This window comes from Solwaraspora sp. WMMA2065, from assembly GCF_030345075.1.
Lineage (GTDB): Bacteria > Actinomycetota > Actinomycetes > Mycobacteriales > Micromonosporaceae > Micromonospora_E.
This window is the reverse complement of record NZ_CP128361.1, coordinates 969,744-987,283: the sequence shown is the minus strand read 5'-3', so window position 1 is coordinate 987,283 and position 17,540 is coordinate 969,744. Positions and strand designations below refer to the sequence as shown.

The following is a 17,540-nucleotide window of genomic DNA, read 5'->3' as shown; positions in this document are numbered from 1 at the left end:
CAGGCTGCGTCCATGACACAGACTCAGCAGCCGGCGCCGGACGCGGCGCAGCGCAGCCGCACCTTCTCGTGGACCGACCCCGCCACGGTGCGGTTGGCGGCGTTGAACGGCCTCGACGGGCTGGGCCAACTGCAGGCGATGGCCTCCGGTGAGATTCCCGCCCCGCCGGTGATGGTGATGCTGGGCCTCGAAGGCTTGGAGCCCGAGCACGGCCGGGTGGTCACCGTGCTGACCCCGCAGGAGTTCCACTACAACGCCCTGGGCACGGTGCACGGTGGCATCATCTCGACGTTGCTGGACACCGCGGCCGGCTGCGCGGTGCACTCGGTGCTGCCGGCCGGGACGAGCTACACCTCGATCGACCTGAACGTGAAGTTCCTGCGCCCGGTGACGCTCGCCTCGGGCACGCTGCGCTGCGAGGGCACCGTGGTGCAGCGCGGTCGGCGCACCGCGTACGCCGAGGCGAAGCTGACCGACGCCGCCGGCCGGCTGACCGCCCACGCCACCTCGTCCTGCCTGCTGTTCGAGCTGCCACCGACCAGCTGACGACAGGTCCGGCCGACCGGTGCCGGCCGGGTCACACCGACAGCAGTTGGCGGACCGACTCGTCGCGCAGGTCCGCCTTGTCGCCGGCCCGGACCACCTCGCCGGCGTCGAGGATGACGAACCGGTCGGCCAGCCGCAGCGCCAGTTCGAGGTACTGCTCGACCAGTAGGATCGCCAGCCCGGCCTCGGTGTGCAGCCGTTCGATCGCCTCCTCGATCTCGATGATGATCGACGGCTGGATGCCTTCGGTCGGTTCGTCGAGCAGCAGCATCTTCGGCCGGGTGACCAGGGCACGGGCGATCGCCAACTGCTGCTGCTGGCCACCGGAGAGGAACCCGGCCCGGCGGCGCAGCAGCCCGCGCAGCGCCGGGAACAGGTCCAGCGCCTCGTCGACCGCGACCTTGTCGGTCCGGGCCGCCTCGACCGCCACCTGCAGGTTCTCGGCGACGGTCAGCTGTGGGAACGTCTCGTGGCCCTGCGGGACGTAGCCGAGCCCGAGCCGCACCCGTTCGTGGGTACGCAGCCTGGTGATGTCGCGGCCGTCGAAGGTCACCCGGCCGGACCGCACCGGCAGCACCCCGGTGATCGCCTTCAGCAGGGTGGTCTTGCCGACCCCGTTGCGGCCCATCACGCAGACCAGCGACCCGGCCGGGGCCTGCAGGTCGACCCCGAACAGCACCTGGGCCCGGCCGTACGCGACGTCGAGCGACTCGACGGTCAACATGGCACTCACGACGACGCCTCCTCAGCGGCTGACGGTCCGGCAGCGGTCGACGGGACGGAAACAGCCGACGGTACGGCGGGTTCGGCACCCTCCTCACCGGAGCGCCCCAGGTAGACCTGCTGCACGCGCGGGTCGGCCTGCACCTGAGCAACGGTGCCCTCGCAGAGCAGTCGGCCCTCGTGCAGCACGGTGACGGTGCTGGCGAACCGGCGCAGGAACTCCATGTCGTGTTCGATCACCATCACCGTGTGGTCCTTGGCGACCTCGCGCAGCAGCTCACCGGTGCGGTCCCGCTCGCTGCGGCTCATCCCGGCCACCGGCTCGTCGAGCAGCAGCAGACTGGGCTGCTGCACGATCAGCATGCCGATCTCGAGCCACTGCCGCTGCCCGTGGGAGAGCACCCCGGCCGGCCGGTACGCCAGGTCGGCAAGACCGGTGGTGTCCAGCGCCCGGGATACCTGGTCGGAGACACCGCGCCGGCGGCGCAGCAGGCCGACCATCCGCCGGCGGAAGCTGGCCGCCAGGTCGAGGTTCTCCAGCACGGTGAGTTGCTCGAACACCACCGACGTCTGGAAGGTCCGGCCGATGCCGAGCCGGACGATCCGGTGCTCACGGCGGCCGACCAGCTCCTGGCCGTTGAACCGCACCGAGCCGGACGCCGGCCGGGTCCGGCCGGTGACCACGTCGATCAGGGTGGTCTTGCCGGCACCGTTGGGGCCGATCAGGAAGCGCAGCTCCCCCGGCTCGACGGTCAGGTCGAGGCCGCTGATCGCCCGGAAGCCGTCGAAGACGACGTCGAGGCCGCGTACCTCCAGCTTGCCGCTCATGGTTTCGCACCCCCGACCCGGTGCCGCACCGCCGCCCAGCCGTCGGCGAGCAGCCCGGCGAGGCCGCGCGGCGCCCACATCATCACCGCGATGAACAGGCCGCCGAGCAGGTAGAGCCAGCCGGACGGCCACTGTTCGCTGAGCACCGTACTGCCGTAGTTGAACAGGATCGCCCCGCCGACCGCACCGACCAGCGAGAACCGCCCGCCGATGGCGACCGCGACCAGCATCTCGATGGACGGTACGACGCCGAGGTCGGCCGGGCCGAGGATGCCGACCACCGGCACGAACAGCGCGCCGGCGATCCCGGCCATGGCCGCCGACAGCGCGTACACGATGGTCTTCACCACGGCCGGGTCGTAGCCGAGGAAGCGGACCCGGTCCTCACCGTCGCGGATGGCGACCAGCAGCTTGCCGAACCGGCTGTGGGTGAGCTGCCAGGCGGCGAGGAAGACCAGGGCGAGCGCGCCGACCGCGACGTAGTAGACGATCCGTTTCTGCGTCGGGTCGTACAGGTCGAGGCCGAAGAAGAACTGCACGTTGGTCAGGCCGTTGGTGCCGCCGGTGAGGCCCTGCTGGCCGACCAGCAGGATCACGAACGCGGCGGCCAGGGCCTGGGACAGTACGGCGAAGTAGGCACCGCGCACCCGTTGGCGAAACACCAGGGTGCCCAGGATCAGCGCCACCACGGTGGGCAGCACGACCACCATGACCAGGGCGAACGCCGGGCTGCGGAACGGCCCCCAGATGGCCGGTAGGGTCTCCACCCCGCTCCACACCATGAAGTCGGGCAGGTTGCCCTCGCCGGCGTCGGCGAGTTTGAGGTGCATGCCCATCGCGTAGCCGCCGAGGCCGAAGAACACGCCCTGGCCGAGGGTCAGCATGCCGCCGCGCCCCCAGGCCAGGTAGATGCCGACCGCGACGATCGCGTAGCAGAGGTACTTGGCGAGCAGGTCGAGCCGGAACGGGCTGAGCACCAGCGGTGCCACCAGCAGCAGCACTCCGACGGCGACGAAACCGACCGGTCCGGGCCAGCGGGTGGCCGGCCGGGCCCCGTTGGCGGGGGTGGTCGTCCGGGCGGCGTTCATGTCAGCGCCCGGGAACGGAGGACGAACATGCCCTGCGGACGGAACTGGAGGAAGGCCACGATCACTGCGAAGACCACCACCTTGGCCAGGCTCGCATCGGTCCAGAATTCGACGAAGCTGTTGATCGCGCCGAGGGCGACCGCCGCGATCACCGCCCCGCGCAGCTGTCCGAGTCCCCCGGCGACGACGACGAGGAACGCGTCCACGATGTAGTAGGTGCCCAGCGACGGCCCGACCGGGCCGATCAGGGTCAGCGCCACCCCGGCGACACCGGCCAGGCCGGAGCCGATGAAGAAGGTGAGCTGGTCGACCCGCTGGGTGGCCACCCCGGTCACCGCGGCCAGCTCGCGGTTCTGCATCACCGCCCGCATCCGCCGGCCGTACGACAGTTTGCTGAGGTAGAGCGAGATCGCCACCACGCAGCCGACCGCGAGTGCCATGATGAAGATCCGGTTGTACGGCAGCTGTACGCCGGCCACGTCAAGCCCGCCGGTGAGCCAGCCGGGTGCGGTGACCTGCACGTTGGGCGCGCCGAAGATGTCCCGGGCCAGTTGCTGCAGGATCAGGCTGACGCCGAAGGTGAGCAGCAGGGTGTCCAGCGGCCGGCCGTAGAACCGCCGGATCACCAGGCGTTCCAGGATCAGACCCATGGTGCCGGCGATGAGGAACGCGACCGGCAGGGCGGCCGGGACGGCCTGCGCCCCGACCAGCCCCTGCATCATGTACGCGGTGTAGGCGCCCGCCAGGATGAACTCCCCGTGGGCCATGTTGATGACGCCCATCTGTCCGAAGGTGAACGTCAGTCCCAGCGCGATCAGGAGCAGCACCGCTCCGATGCTCGCGCCGATGACCAGTTGGTTGAGTACCGCCATGGCGGGCACCTCCCTCCGCTTGTTACTAGCCTGTTACGACAGGCCTTCGGCCCAGTCGTAGCCGGTCAGGTACGGGTCCGGCTTGATCGGTTCGCCGGAGTTCCACACCTCCTGGATCTGGCCGTCGGGCTGCACCACGCCGATCCGGGCCGTCTTGTAGACGTGCTGGTTGTCGCCGTCGATGGTGACCGTGCCCTCCGGTGCCTCGATGCTGATCCCGCCGGCGGCCTCCTTGACCGCCTCGACGTCGGTGCTGCCGGCCGCTTCGACCGCCGCCGCCCACAGGTAGACCGCGTTGTAGCCGGCCTCCATCGGGTCGGAGGTGACCTTCTCCGCCCCGTACTCGGCCTTGAAGGCCTCGACGAAGGCGGTGTTCCGCTCGCCTTCGGTGGTCTGGTAGTAGTTCCAGGCCACCAGGTGGCCGGCGACGTTGTCCGGGCCGATGCCGACGACCTCCTCCTCGGCGACGCTGACCGACACGGTCGGCATCGTCTCGGCGGTGACTCCGACGCTGGTCAACTGCTTGAAGAAGGCGACGTTGCTGTCGCCGTTGAGGGTGTTGAACACCGCGTCGGGCTGGGCCTGCTGCAGCTTGTTGACCACGGTGCTGTACTCGGTGTGGCCCAGCGGCGTGTACTCCTCGCCGACGATCTGCATGCCGTTGGCCTCGGCGTACGCGGTGATGATCTTGTTAGCGGTACGCGGGAAGACGTAGTCGCTGCCGACCAGGAAGACCGTCTTGTGCCCCTGCTCGGCGAGGTAGTCCAGGGCCGGGACGATCTGCTGGTTGGTGGTGGCACCGGTGTAGAAGATGTACTCCGAGCTCTCCAGCCCTTCGTACTGCACCGGGTACCACAACAGCGCCTTGTTGCGCTCGAAGACCGGCAGCATCGCCTTGCGGCTGGCCGACGTCCAGCCACCGAAGACGGTGGCGACCTTGTCCTGGGATATGAGCTTCTGCGCCTTCTCGGCGAAGGTGGGCCAGTCCGAGGCACCGTCCTCGACGACGGGTTCGATCTGCTTGCCCAGCACGCCACCGGCGGCGTTGATCTCCTCGATCGCGAGCAACTCTGCGTCGCGTACGGTGACCTCACTGATCGCCATGGTGCCGCTCAGCGAGTGCAGGATACCGACCTTGATGGTGTCGGAGTCACCGCCGCCACCGGCCGAGGACGTGGGGTCCTCCGCACAGGCGGTCGCGGCAACCAATGTCGACAGTATACAGAGTGCGGCGAGGCCGCCCCGGAAGCGTCGTGGCATCCAACTCCCCTTCAGCCGAAGTCGTGGTGCCACGAAACGTAGGTACGCCGGGTTTCACGAATCTCGACCCATCGATTTCCAACGCGTTAAGCCCGTCTCACAACGAACCTGAACGGCTGTGCGGTCGCTAGATCGGACGGACACGGTGGACGGACCACATACGACGAAGGTCCCGTGGCCGACCAGCCACGGGACCCGCACTCATCGTTCCTGAAGCGCCGCGACGGCACTTACCGGCCGCGGGCGCGCCGCTCCTCCCGCCGGGCCTCGAACCGGGACGCGGCGGTGTCCAGTTGAGTCATCTGCGCGGCGATCTGGTCACGGGCCGACTCGCCGTCGGCGTCCAGCCCGGTGACATTCCAGATGTCCCACTGGCGCAGCACCGGCGCGAGCACCTCGTCGCGGTGCTGACGCAGGTCGTAGATGCCGGCCATGGCGATCGCCACCGACTTGCGGGCGAAGCCCTCGATGCCCACGCCCGGCATCTGGAAGTCGGCGACCACGTCGGCCACCGCCCGCATCGCCTGACTCGGCGCCAGCTCGAACGCCGCGCCGAGCAGGTTTCGGTAGAACATCATGTGCAGGTTCTCGTCAGCGGCGACCCGGGCCAGCAACCGCTCGCAGAGCGGGTCACCGGTGGCCCGACCGGTGTTGCGGTGCGAGATCCGGGTAGCCAGCTCCTGGAACGACACGTACGCCAGCGAGTGCAGCACCTCGTCGTCGTGCTGGTTGGCGTACCCGTTGGACATGTGCACCATCCGGGCCCGCTCCAGCGCGACCGGATCGACCGCCCGGGTGACGGTCAGGTAGTCCCGGATGGCGGTGCCGTGCCGGCCCTCCTCGGCGGTCCACCGGTGCACCCAGGTGCCCCAGGCACCGTCGCGACCGAACAGGGTGGCGATCTCGCGGTGGTACGAGGGCAGGTTGTCCTCGGTGAGCAGGTTGACGATCAGCGCGGTACGGGCGACGTCCGGGATCTGCGAGTCCTCCGGCGACCACGGTTCGCCGCCGAGCAGGCCGTCGAAGGTCCGCCCGTCGCTCCACGGCACGTACTCGTGCGGGAACCACTCCTTGGCCAGGCCGAGGTGCCGGTCAAGGTTCTCGGCGACCACCGGTTCGAGCTCGACGAGCAGCGCGGTCTGGGACATCGGGGTGGTGGCGGCGACGGTCAACGACGTTCTCCCTACCGGGGTAACCTACGACAGCGTAACTTACGCAACCGTAGGTTATGTCGGGCCGCACCGCCACTTTCCCGGATGATCTTTGCGGCAATCGCCGCCGTATGTCCGCTATGTCGACCAGGCAAGTCGCCATCGGCCGCGTCACTGTCAGCCGGTCACCGTCGGCTGGAGGTCCGCCGACGGCGGTGACCAGGCGTCCGCGGCCGCCGGCACCTGATCCCCCGAGCGGATGTCCTTGACACTGTCCGACTCACCGTCGACCCCGAGGAACCAGACGTACGGGATGTCGCGGCGCTGCGCGTACCGGATCTGCTTGCCGAACTTGGCAGCCGACGGTGACACCTCGGTGGCGATCCCCCGCCGACGCAGCGCGTCGGCCACCCGGTTGCCAGCCGGCCGGCCAGACTCGGCCGGCAACGCCACCAGCACGCAGGTCGGCACCGGCCGGGAGATCGCCAACGCGTCGGCGCCGAACAGCAGCCCCAGCAGCCGGGACACCCCGATCGAGATCCCGACGCCCGGGAAGCGGTCCGCGCCGGCCGAGGCGAGATCGTCGTAGCGGCCACCCGAGCAGATCGAGCCGAACCGCTCGTACCCCTGTAGCTGGGTCTCGTAGACCGTACCGGTGTAGTAGTCCAGACCCCGGGCGATCCGCAGGTCTGCCACGCACAGGCCGGGCGAGTGCGCGGCGGCCGTCTCCAGCACCGCCACAAGCTCGGTGAGCCCTTCGTCGAGCAGCGGGTGCTCAACGCCGAGACCACGCACCGCGTCGGCGACCGAGGCGTCCGGCGCCGAGATCTCCGCCAGCGACAGGCAGGCCTTGGCCTGGCTGTCGCTGGCACCGGCCGTCTCGGCCAGCAGCTCGGCCACCCGCTGCGGGCCGACCTTGTCCAGCTTGTCGATCGCCCGCAGCGCCGCATCCGGATCGGTCAACCCGATCCCCCGGTAGAAGCCTTCGCAGACCTTGCGGTTGTTGACCTGGATCCGCACCGGCGGGATCGGCAGACTCGCCAGCGCGTCCCCGATGACCAGCGGCAGCTCCGCCTCGTGGTGCGGGGCCAGCTCGTCGCGGTCAACGATGTCGATGTCGGCCTGCAGGAACTCCCGGTAGCGGCCCTCCTGCGGCCGCTCCCCCCGCCACACCTTCTGGATCTGGTAGCGGCGGAACGGGAACTGCAGCTTGCCGGCGTTCTCCAGCACGTAGCGGGCGAACGGCACGGTCAGATCGAAGTGCAGCCCGAGGGCGTCGTCACCGACCTCGGCACCCGGCTCGGCCTGCAACCGGCGCAGCAGGTAGACCTCCTTGGAGGTCTCCCCCTTGCGCAGCAGCTGGTCCAGCGGCTCCACCGCGCGGGTCTCCAGCGGGGCGAAGCCGTACAGCTCGAAGGTGTGCCGCAGCCGGTCGATGACGTACTGCTCGATCATCCGCTGCGGGGGCGACCACTCCGGGAAGCCGGAGATCGGCCTGGGCTTGCTCATCGGTACATCCTCGTCGTCACAGTCCGGTACGGCGGGCCGGCACGGCGTTGCCGCTGCCGGCGGCCTCGTGCAGATAGGGGTTGCTCACACGCTCCCGGCCGATGGTGGTGGCCGGACCGTGGCCGGGCAGCACCACGGTGTCGTCGGCCAACGGCAGCACCTTGTCCCGCAGGCTGGTCATCATCGTCGCCATGCTGCCACCGGGCAGGTCGGTGCGGCCGATCGAACCGGCGAACAGCACGTCGCCGGAGAGACAGACCTGCTCGGCCTCCCAGGGCGAGTCTGCGCCGGGCAGCCGGAACAGCACCGAACCGCCGGTGTGGCCAGGGGCATGGTCGACGCTGATCTCCAACCCGGCCAGCGTCAGCGTGGCGCCGTCGGTCAGCTCGGCGACGTCGTCCGGTTCGCTGTACGGCAGCCGGCCGCCGAACATCGCCGCCAGGTCCGTCGACAGGCCTTTCGCCGGGTCGGCCAGCATCTCCCGGTCACCCGGATGCACGTACGCGGTGATGCCACGCGTGCCGCAGACCGGCGCGACCGAGAAGGTGTGGTCGAGATGGCCGTGGGTGAGCAGCACCGCCGCCGGATGCAGCCGGTGCTCGGCCAGCACCTGGTCCAGGTCGTCGAGCACCCCGATGCCGGGGTCGACGACGACGCACTGCTCGCCCGGCCCGGCGGCCACCACGTAGCAGTTGGTGCCGAACGCCTGCGCCGGGAAGCCGGTGATGAGCACGCCTCTCCTCTCCGTCGGCCGGCCCGCGCGGGCCGCCGGAATCGTCTCCGGGTCGAGCCTAGCCGCCGCGACACGCGGGGCCGCCGTGGCACACCTGCCGGCCCCACCCAGTCCGCGACGGCAGCGATGATCTCCAATTGGATACAGAGCGGACCTCGTACAACAATTTCCCAGCCGATACCCGTACACTCTTGCGGGCGTGTGGCGTGGCGCACCGCAAAGGCGCCCGGGTCCGGCACGCCCTCCGCAGGACACGTACCGACCCGCCGCACGGCGCAGGGATGATCAGGAAAGGGGAGCGCGGGTGGCCTCCAGTAGGGACCGGCAGCGCAAGTTGGCGCGGGCGAAGCTTGACCGGCAGATGGCCCGGCGTGCCGCCGCGGCCCGGCGCAAGCGGCGGATCCGCGCCGGCGTGGGCGCCGGCCTCGCGCTGCTGCTCATCGCCGGCGGCTCGGCCTGGGCGCTCGGCGCCTTCGACGGCGAGCCGGAGACCCCGGAGGCTGCGGGCATCTGCACCTGGACCCCGCAGGACCCGGCCGCCAACAGCAACCTCACCGACGTCGGCATGCCGGAAACCACCGACCCGCCGAACCAGGGGGTCCAGCCGATGACGATCATCACCAACCAGGGCGAGCCGATCACCGTCGAGCTCGACCTCGCCGCCGCGCCATGCGCCGCCGCCAACTTCGCCCACCTGGCCAGCCGCAACTTCTTCGACGACACGACCTGCCACGAGATCACCGACGAGGGCGCGATCCTGTGCGGCGACCCGAGCGGCACCGGACAGGGCGGGCCGACGTACTCGTACTTCAGCGAGAACGTGCCGGTCTCGCCGCAGCTGGACCCGTCGGCCGACCCGACGGAGGCGCTGGCCGACCATCCGCCGCTCTACCCGGCCGGCACGGTCGCTGCGGTCGGCGTGCCGCAGGGCACCAACGGGAGCCAGTTCAAGATCTTCTTCGAGGACTACACCACCGAGTTCCCCTCGTACCCGATCATCGGGAAGGTGACCTCGGGGATGGACACGGTCGAGGCGATCGGCGCTCTCCCACTGGTGAACAACGCCGCCGGCGCACCGGTGAAGCCGGAGACCGACGTGGTCATCCAGAGCCTGACCGTCGGCGAGCCGATCGGGGCCGACGAGACCGAGGCGACCCCGTCGACCGACCCGAGTGCCTCGGCACCGGCCACCACCGACCCGTCGGCCACCGAGCCGGACGCGGAGGGCACCGACGGCACCGCCGGCCAGTCCTGACCTGACCCAGACAACCCGAATCCAGGAGGATCCACCGTGACGTCGACCAGGGAGCGGCAGCGTGCCGCGGCTCGGGCCCGCCTCGAAAAGGAGATGGCCCAGCGCGCCGAGGCGGCCCGCAAGCGCCGCCAGTTGCAGGCCAGCATCGGTGCCGGCGTCGCCCTGCTGCTCGTGGCCGCGGGCACGGTGTGGCTGGTCGCCAGCCTCGGGGACGACGAGACCGAGACCACGCCCCAGGCCGACGGCGGCGACGCCGGCGTGACCTGCGTGTGGAACGAGATCCCCGTCGAGCAGCGCCGTGAGACGACCGTGGACGTCGGCGTTCCGCCGACCACCACGCCGCCGGACAGCGGCAGCCAGGTGATGACCCTGGACACCAGCTTCGGTGAGATCCAGGTGGAGATGGACCTGGCCGAGGTGCCGTGCACGGCGGCCAGCTTCAGTCACCTGGCCGGCCAGGGATTCTGGGACAACACCAAATGCCACCGGATGTTCCCCGGCATGCTGCAGTGCGGTGACCCGAGCGCCAGCGGCGAAGGCTACCGGGACACCGACGGCACCGGCGGGCCGAGCTACCAGTTCGCCAACGAGAACCTGCCGGTCGACGACCGGCCCGCCTACCCCGCCGGGGTCGTGGCGATGGCCAACAGCGGCCCGGACACCAATGGCAGCCAGTTCTTCTTCATCTACCAGGACGTCGAGCTCAGCCCGGACTACACCGTGCTCGGCCGGGTCGTCGAGGGCCTCGACGTCATCCAGGAGGCCACCGAGGCCGGTCACGACGGTGCGTTCGAGCCGTCCCCCGGCGGCGGCCACCCCAACAACGACATTCTGATCAACTCGTTGACGGTGAGCGAGCCGCAGTAGTCCACCGGGCTCGGCGGCCGGCAACGCCGCCGAGCCCGCTGAGCCGGTACCAGTGCGCCAGGGCATTACCCGATGCCCTGGCGCCTTCTTGTCAGGTGCCGGAGGTGACCCGGTAGGCGTCGAAGACGCCGTCGACCTTGCGGACCGCGTTGAGCAGATGGCCAAGGTGCTTCGGGTCGGCCATCTCGAACGAGAAGCGGCTGACCGCCACCCGGTCCCGGGTGGTGGTCACGGTCGCCGAGAGAATGTTCACCCGCTCCTCGGAGAGCACCCTGGTCACGTCAGCCAGCAGCTTGTGCCGGTCGAGCGCCTCAACCTGGATGGCGACGAGGAACGTCGACGCCGAGGTCAACTTCCAGGTGACCTCGACCAGCCGTTCCTGTTGCGCCTTGAGCTCGGCCGCATTGAAGCAGTCGTCGCGGTGCACGCTGACGCCGCCGGACCGGGTGACGAAGCCGAACACCGTGTCCGGCGGGACCGGGGTACAGCAGCGGGCCAGTTTGATCCAGACGTCGGTGACCCCGCGTACCACCACGCCGGGGTCGGCGCCGTTGTGCCGTGCCCGGGGCGGGCGGGTTGCGACGGCCGACTCGGCCAGGTCCTCGGCGGCCCCTTCCTCGCCGCCGAGGCTGACCATCAGCCGCTGCACCACCGACTGCGCGGACACCTGGCTGTCGCCGACCGCCGCGTACAGCGCGGCGACGTCGGCCAGGTGCAGGTCGCGGGCGATCGCCATCAGCGAGTCCGTGGTGAGCATCCGCTGCAACGGCATGCCCTGCTTGCGCATCGCCTTGGCGATCGCGTCCTTGCCCGTCTCGATTGCCTCCTCGCGGCGTTCCTTGTTGAAGTACTGCCGGATCTTGGTGCGGGCCCGAGGGCTCTTGACGAAGCCCAGCCAGTCCTGGGTCGGGCCGGCGGTCGCCGACTTGGAGGTGAAGATCTCGATGACGTCGCCGTTGGACAGCGTCGATTCCAATGGCACCAGCTTGCCGTTGACCCGCGCCCCGATGCACTTGTGCCCCACCTCGGTGTGCACGGCGTAGGCGAAGTCGACCGGGGTGGAACTGGTGGGCAGCGGGATCACGTCGCCCTTGGGGGTGAAGACGTAAACCTCCTGGCTGGACAGGTCGAAGCGCAGCGCGTCGAGGAACTCGCTCGGATCGCTCGCCTCCCGCTGCCAGTCGAGCAGTTGCCGCAGCCAGGTCATCTCGTCGATGTGCGCCGGCGGGCCGACGACGGTGGCGCCCTTCTGCTCCTTGTACTTCCAGTGCGCGGCGATGCCGAACTCGGCGGTACGGTGCATCGCGTAGGTGCGGATCTGCATCTCCACCGGCTTGCCGGTGGGCCCGATCACCGTGGTGTGCAGCGACTGGTACATGTTGAACTTCGGCATCGCGATGTAGTCCTTGAACCGGCCGGGGACCGGCTGCCAGTTCGCGTGGATCACGCCGAGCGCCGCGTAGCAGTCGCGGACCGTGTCGACCAGGATGCGTACGCCGACCAGGTCGTAGATGTCGTTGAAGTCCCGCCCCCGGACAATCATCTTCTGGTAGATCGAGTAGAGGTGCTTCGGCCGGCCGGTGACCTCCGCCCTGACCTTCGCGGCGCGCAGGTCGACCTGCACCTTCTGGGTCACCTTGCGCAGCTGGGTGTCGCGCTGCGGCTGGTGTTCCCCGATCAGCCGGTTGATCTCCTCGTACCGTTTCGGGAACAGCGTGCCGAATGCCAGATCCTCCAGCTCCCACTTGACGGTGTTCATACCGAGCCGGTGGGCCAGCGGCGCCAGGATCTCCAGGGTCTCCTTGGCCTTCTGCTCCTGCTTCGCCTTGGGCAGGAAGGTCAGCGTCCGCATGTTGTGCAGCCGGTCGGCGAGCTTGATCACCAGGACCCGGGGGTCCTTCGCCATCGCCACCACCATCTTGCGGATGGTCTCGGCCTTGGCCGCGTCGCCCAGCTTGACCCGGTCGAGCTTGGTGACCCCGTCGACCAGCAGCGCCACCTCACCACCGAAGTCGGCGCGCATCTCGTCGAGGGTGTAATCAGTGTCCTCGATCGTGTCGTGCAGCAGCGCGGCGACCAGCGTCGTGGTGTCCATGCCGAGATTGGCGAGGATGGTGGCAACCGCCAACGGATGCGTGATGTACGGATCGCCGGACTTGCGGTACTGCCCGGAGTGCCACTTGGAGGCCATCTCGAAGGCCCGCTGCAGCACCCGTGGGTCGGCCTTCGGGTGGCTCTGCTGGTGGGTGGCGATCAGCGGTTCCAGCACCTCGGGGATGTGCGGCGCCTGCCAGGGCGCGTTGAACCGGGCCAGCCGGGCCCGTACCCGACGCCCGGTCGGCGCACCGTTGAACGCGAAACCAGTGCCGGCCGCGCCCGCGCCGGCGTGGTCGCCCGCACCGTTCGCCGCCGCAGCTGTCGCACCGTTCGCCGCCGGGGGTGCCGCGCTGCGGTCACCGGCGACGTCGGGGCCGCCCGGATTGACGGCAGAACCGGGTGCCTCGCCGTTGGTCACGCCCCCAGTGGGGTTGACCTCGCCAGTCGGATGCACAGTGCCCTCCATGGAAGGAGCGACGACGTCGGGGGACACCGGCCTCCCTCACCTCTGCCGGAACTCAGCCGACCGTATCGGGCTGAGCTGCTACCGCGCTAGCCAGGAGACAGCGCCCCTGACTGACAGGGACCGCAATATTACCCGTCCGGCCGGTGCTGCGCCCGGCGGCCGAGCTGCCCGTCGGCCGGCTCACACCCGCCACATGGCGTGCACCGACCGGGGCGCGAGCCGGTCCCGCCCGGCGAGGAATCCCAGCTCCAGCAGGACGGTGAAGCCGATCACCGTTCCCCCGGCCCGGTCGACCAGGTCCAGCGTGGCGGCGGCGGTTCCGCCGGTGGCCAGCACGTCGTCGACCACCAGGACCCGCTGACCGACCGTGAAGGCGTCCTGATGCACCTCCAGGACCGCCTCGCCGTACTCCAACGCGTACGAGGCGGAGAACGATGCCCGGGGCAGCTTGCCGGCCTTGCGGACCGGGACCACCCCGGTGCCGGTGGCGTACGCGATCGCCGCCGCCAGCACGAACCCACGCGCCTCGATGCCGGCGACCACGTCGAAGGAGTCCGCTCCGTGGTGGGCGATGATCCGGTCGGTGATCTCCCGGAACGCCGGCCCGTCGGCGAACAGCGGCATCAGGTCCTTGAATACGATGCCGGGTTTGGGGAAGTCCGGTACGTCGATCACCCGACTGGCCACCAACGCGGCCGTCTCGGCACCGCTGTCCCCGACGATCACTGCCTCGGTCTCCGTCACCTTCCGCCCTTTCCGTGCCGGGTGAGACCGGTGGTGTTCCGGCGGCGTGTCGCCGCCGGAACACCACCGAGGGAAATCGTCAGCGACGCTTCGCGCCGCTGGGGCGCTTGCGGCCCCCACCGCCGGGTCGGCCGCCACGACCGCCGCCGGACTGACGCTTGCCGGCCGGTCGGGCACCGGCCTTCGGCGCGGTGCCGGCCAGAGCGGCGTCCGCGGCGGGCTCGGTCTCGGCGGGCTCGTCGGCCGACGTTGTGGTCGAGGCACCGGCGCTGGTACGCGACCGCTTCGGTGCCTTGTCCCGCTCCGCCAGGGAGGACCGCTTGGCCTGCACCCGCTGGGTGTGCAGCTTGTACTTCGGCTCCTGCTCCTTGAGCACCGTCACCAGTGGCGAGGAGAAGAAGATCGACGCGAAGAAGGCCGCGCCCATACCGACGAACAGCACCAGACCGAGGTCCTTGAGGGTTCCGGCGCCGAGCAGCCCGGCACCGATGAACAGCAGCCCACCGACCGGCAGCAACGCGACGATCGACGTGTTGATCGACCGCATCAGGGTCTGGTTGACCGCGAGGTTGGCGGCCTCGCCGTAGGTCTGGCTGCTGCCGCCGGTGACGCCCCGGGTGTTCTCCTGGATCTTGTCGAAGACCACCACGACGTCGTAGAGGGCGAAGCCGAGAATGGTCAGGAAGCCGATGATCGTCGACGGGGTGACCTCGAAGCCGGAGGCCGAGTAGATGCCGGCGGTCAGCAGCAGGTCGAGCACCAGGCCGGCGACCGCCGCGATCGCCATCCGGTACTCGAACCGCAGCACCAGGTAGATGGTGACCAGCACCATGAAGACCAGCAGGCCGAGCAGCGCCCGCTGGGTGACCTGGCTACCCCAGGCACCGCTGACCCGGCTGTCGCTGATCGCCGCTTGCTCGATGTCGAGCCGCTCGGCGAGACCCTGCTTGAAGGCTTCGGTCTGCTCGGAGGTGAGCTCGGCGGTGCGGAACAGGTAGGTGGTGCCGCCGACCTCCTGGCCGGAGACCACCTCGAGCGGCTCCTCGGTGTCCAACTCGGCGAGCTCGGCGTCGAGGGCGTCCTCGGCCTGCAGCAGGGTGCCGACGCTCGCCGGCACCTGGAATTCGTTGCCGCCCCGGAAGTCGATGCCGAGGTTGAAGCCCCGGATCGAGAAGCTTGCGATCGACAGGACGACGACCACCGCGGCGATCACGAACCAGGTGTTACGCCGCTTGACGATCGGGAGGTTGGCCTCACCCCGGTAGAGGCGTCCAGCGAAACCGCTCATGTCAGGCCTCCTTGACGCGCGGGTTGCGAATCGGGGTCTCGTCCTCGGTCTTCACCGCGCGGCCGAGGCCGCTGACCCGGGGAGACAGGAACGCCTTGGTCCGGGCCAGCATCGACATGATCGGGTGCCGGAACAGGAACACCACGACCAGGTCGAGCACGGTCGCCAGGCCGAGAGCGAAGGCGAAGCCCTTCACGGTGCCCACCGACACGATGTAGAGCACGACCGCCGCCATCAGGGTGATGGCGTTCGCCGAGATGATCGTCCGCCGGGCGCGCAGCCAGGCCCGGGGTACGGCGCTGCGTGGACTTCGACCCTCACGTATCTCGTCCTTGAGGCGTTCGAAGTAGAGCACGAACGAGTCGGCCGCCACACCCAGCGAGACGATCAGACCGGCGATTCCGGCGAGGGTCAGGGTGAAGCCGATCTGCCGGCCGAGCACCACCATCGCGCCGAAGACCAGCAGCGCCGACAGGATCAGGCTGAGGAAGATCACGATGCCGAGCAACCGGTAGTAGAAGAACGAGTAGACCGCGACCAGCAGCATGCCGATGCCGGCGGCGAGCAGGCCAGCGCGCAGGTGCTCGGTTCCGAGCGTGGCGGAGATGCTCTGCGCCTCCTGCTGCTCGAAGGTCAGCGGCAGCGCACCGTAGCGCAGGTTGCTGGCCAGTTCGTTGGCGGTGGCGCTGGTGAAGTCGCCGGTGATCTGCGAGTCGCCGGTGAGCACGCCCTGGATCTCCGGTGAGGAGATCACCTCGTTGTCGAGGACCACCGCGACCCGGCACTTACCGTCCTGGCCGAGCGCGCTCGCCTCGCACTCCTGGTCGGTGTTGTTGAACGCCTCGCGGGTCAGCTCGGTCCAGGCGCGCTGGCCGGAGCCGGTGAAGTTGAGGCTGACCACCCACTGGCTGGTGGTCTGGTCCAGCACGCCGCTGGCGTCGCTGACGTCGGTGCCGACCACCTTCGCCTCGTCCAGCAGGTACTTGACCAGGCCCTCGCAGGCGACGACCTGCTGGGACTCGTCGCGGATCGAACCAGCCTGGCGCAGCAGGAGCTTGTCACAGGTCACGTACGGCACGTTGTACTGCACGCCGGCCGGCAGCACCCGGATCTCCGCCGGGGTCAGTTCGCCGAACGGGGCCAGGGTGTCGGCCAGCGTCGGGTCTGCGCTGAAGTCGGCCGGGGCCTGCAGGCCGGTCGCCGCCGCCCAGGCCGCCTCGCCGACCTTTGCCTGGACCTGTGCGAGGTCGACCGGCCCGTCGGTGTCGGCGGCGGGCGTCGGGGACGCGCTCGGGCTTGCCTGCGGGCTGGGGCTGACACTGGCATCGGGGCTGGCCGAGTCGGTCGGGTCCGGCTGGGCCATGCCGCCCTCGCCACCAGCGGCCGGGCTCTGCTCGGCCTCCGCCTGCGGCGACGGCTCCGCGCCAGGAGACGCCTCGGCGTCGGGCGAGGCACCGGGTGACGGCGACGCGTCGGCACCCTCCTCGCCGGCACCTTCACTCGGCGTGGGGGACGCCTGTGGCTGGATCGGCTCACCGCCGTCGGTGGCCTTGAGTACCTTGCGGAACCGCAGCTCGGCCGCGTTACCGATCTCGGTCAGGTCGCGGTTCTGGCCGGGCAGCGAGACGACGATGTTCCGGTCGCCCTCGGTGACCACCTCCGCCTCGGAGACGCCGAGGCTGTTCACCCGGTTCTCGATGATGTCGCGGGCCCGGTCGAGCGATGCGGCCGGTGGCGCGCTGCCGTCCTCGGTGGTGGCCTCCAGGGTGACCCGGGTACCACCGATCAGGTCCAGGCCGAGTTTGGGCTCCAGCCGGTCCTGCCAGCTGCCGCTGGCTCCGGCGAAGAACACCATGAGGTAGAGGACGGCGAAGATAAGCCCGAGTGCGGCGAGTTGCCGCCCGGGGCGCATCTGTCCCTGAGGTGGTGCCACGGCGGTCCTGTCTCCCTGCGCGGTTCGGCCGCTGGTGCCCCGGGCGGCAGCGGTTGGTGCCACTGGTGCGAGCGGCGGTGGGATGGTCGTCGTACCAGCCGCGACCGTCAGGTCGAGCGGTCGTGACCGGCAACACAACGATCAGTATCATCGATGTAACTCGGGTCTGGCGACCCGGGG

Annotated in this window: 15 protein-coding genes; 3 read left to right on the top strand and 12 right to left on the bottom strand. The window is 69.8% G+C overall.

Annotation, left to right across the window (positions count from 1 at the left end):
• The first annotated feature begins 12 nt into the window (after positions 1-12).
• Positions 13-546 (top strand): PaaI family thioesterase, encoded by a 534-nt coding sequence (locus O7610_RS04545; protein ID WP_281554496.1) that lies wholly within the window; start codon positions 13-15, stop codon positions 544-546.
• Positions 547-577: 31 nt separating this feature from the next.
• Here the strand turns inward: O7610_RS04545 and urtE are convergent, their stop codons facing one another.
• From urtE to O7610_RS04505, 8 genes are all read right to left on the bottom strand, one after another.
• Positions 578-1,270 (bottom strand): urea ABC transporter ATP-binding subunit UrtE, encoded by a 693-nt coding sequence (urtE, locus tag O7610_RS04540; RefSeq protein ID WP_281555550.1) that lies wholly within the window; start codon positions 1,268-1,270, stop codon positions 578-580.
• Between the two features lie 5 nt (positions 1,271-1,275).
• Positions 1,276-2,097 (bottom strand): urea ABC transporter ATP-binding protein UrtD, encoded by an 822-nt coding sequence (urtD, locus tag O7610_RS04535; RefSeq protein WP_281554495.1) that lies wholly within the window; start codon positions 2,095-2,097, stop codon positions 1,276-1,278.
• Positions 2,094-3,185 carry an urea ABC transporter permease subunit UrtC gene (gene urtC, locus O7610_RS04530; protein WP_281554494.1) on the bottom strand — a complete coding sequence of 364 codons (1,092 nt, stop codon included), beginning with the start codon at positions 3,183-3,185 and terminating at the stop codon, positions 2,094-2,096. Before urtC ends, urtD begins: the two co-directional genes overlap by 4 nt.
• On the bottom strand, positions 3,182-4,057 hold the full coding sequence (urtB, locus tag O7610_RS04525) for an urea ABC transporter permease subunit UrtB (RefSeq protein ID WP_281554493.1): 876 nt from the start codon (positions 4,055-4,057) through the stop codon (positions 3,182-3,184). Before urtB ends, urtC begins: the two co-directional genes overlap by 4 nt.
• A gap of 33 nt (positions 4,058-4,090) precedes the next feature.
• Positions 4,091-5,266: an urea ABC transporter substrate-binding protein gene (urtA, locus tag O7610_RS04520; RefSeq protein ID WP_281554492.1), complete on the bottom strand. Its 1,176-nt coding sequence runs from the start codon at positions 5,264-5,266 to the stop codon at positions 4,091-4,093.
• Positions 5,267-5,547: 281 nt separating this feature from the next.
• Positions 5,548-6,465 (bottom strand): acyl-ACP desaturase, encoded by a 918-nt coding sequence (locus tag O7610_RS04515; RefSeq protein ID WP_281555549.1) that lies wholly within the window; start codon positions 6,463-6,465, stop codon positions 5,548-5,550.
• A 180-nt stretch (positions 6,466-6,645) separates the two neighbouring features.
• Complete coding sequence (gene hisS, locus O7610_RS04510; protein ID WP_281554491.1) at positions 6,646-7,977, bottom strand: histidine--tRNA ligase; 1,332 nt, start codon at positions 7,975-7,977, stop codon at positions 6,646-6,648.
• A 16-nt stretch (positions 7,978-7,993) separates the two neighbouring features.
• Positions 7,994-8,710: an MBL fold metallo-hydrolase gene (locus O7610_RS04505; protein ID WP_281554490.1), complete on the bottom strand. Its 717-nt coding sequence runs from the start codon at positions 8,708-8,710 to the stop codon at positions 7,994-7,996.
• Positions 8,711-9,014: 304 nt separating this feature from the next.
• Between O7610_RS04505 and O7610_RS04500 the strand changes: the two genes are divergently transcribed.
• Together O7610_RS04500 and O7610_RS04495 are read left to right on the top strand one after the other, a co-directional pair.
• Positions 9,015-9,965 (top strand): peptidylprolyl isomerase, encoded by a 951-nt coding sequence (locus O7610_RS04500; RefSeq protein WP_289212707.1) that lies wholly within the window; start codon positions 9,015-9,017, stop codon positions 9,963-9,965.
• A gap of 36 nt (positions 9,966-10,001) precedes the next feature.
• Positions 10,002-10,832: a peptidylprolyl isomerase gene (locus O7610_RS04495; protein WP_281554488.1), complete on the top strand. Its 831-nt coding sequence runs from the start codon at positions 10,002-10,004 to the stop codon at positions 10,830-10,832.
• Positions 10,833-10,923: 91 nt separating this feature from the next.
• Here the strand turns inward: O7610_RS04495 and O7610_RS04490 are convergent, their stop codons facing one another.
• The 4 genes from O7610_RS04490 to secD form a co-directional block, all read right to left on the bottom strand.
• Positions 10,924-13,395, bottom strand: a complete 2,472-nt coding sequence (locus O7610_RS04490) for a RelA/SpoT family protein (RefSeq protein WP_281555548.1) — start codon at positions 13,393-13,395, stop codon at positions 10,924-10,926.
• A gap of 180 nt (positions 13,396-13,575) precedes the next feature.
• Positions 13,576-14,139 carry an adenine phosphoribosyltransferase gene (locus O7610_RS04485; RefSeq protein ID WP_281554487.1) on the bottom strand — a complete coding sequence of 188 codons (564 nt, stop codon included), beginning with the start codon at positions 14,137-14,139 and terminating at the stop codon, positions 13,576-13,578.
• A gap of 79 nt (positions 14,140-14,218) precedes the next feature.
• Complete coding sequence (gene secF, locus O7610_RS04480) at positions 14,219-15,427, bottom strand: protein translocase subunit SecF (RefSeq protein ID WP_281554486.1); 1,209 nt, start codon at positions 15,425-15,427, stop codon at positions 14,219-14,221.
• A gap of 1 nt (position 15,428) precedes the next feature.
• Positions 15,429-17,360, bottom strand: a complete 1,932-nt coding sequence (gene secD, locus O7610_RS04475; protein WP_281554485.1) for a protein translocase subunit SecD — start codon at positions 17,358-17,360, stop codon at positions 15,429-15,431.
• Between the last annotated feature and the right edge of the window lie 180 nt (positions 17,361-17,540).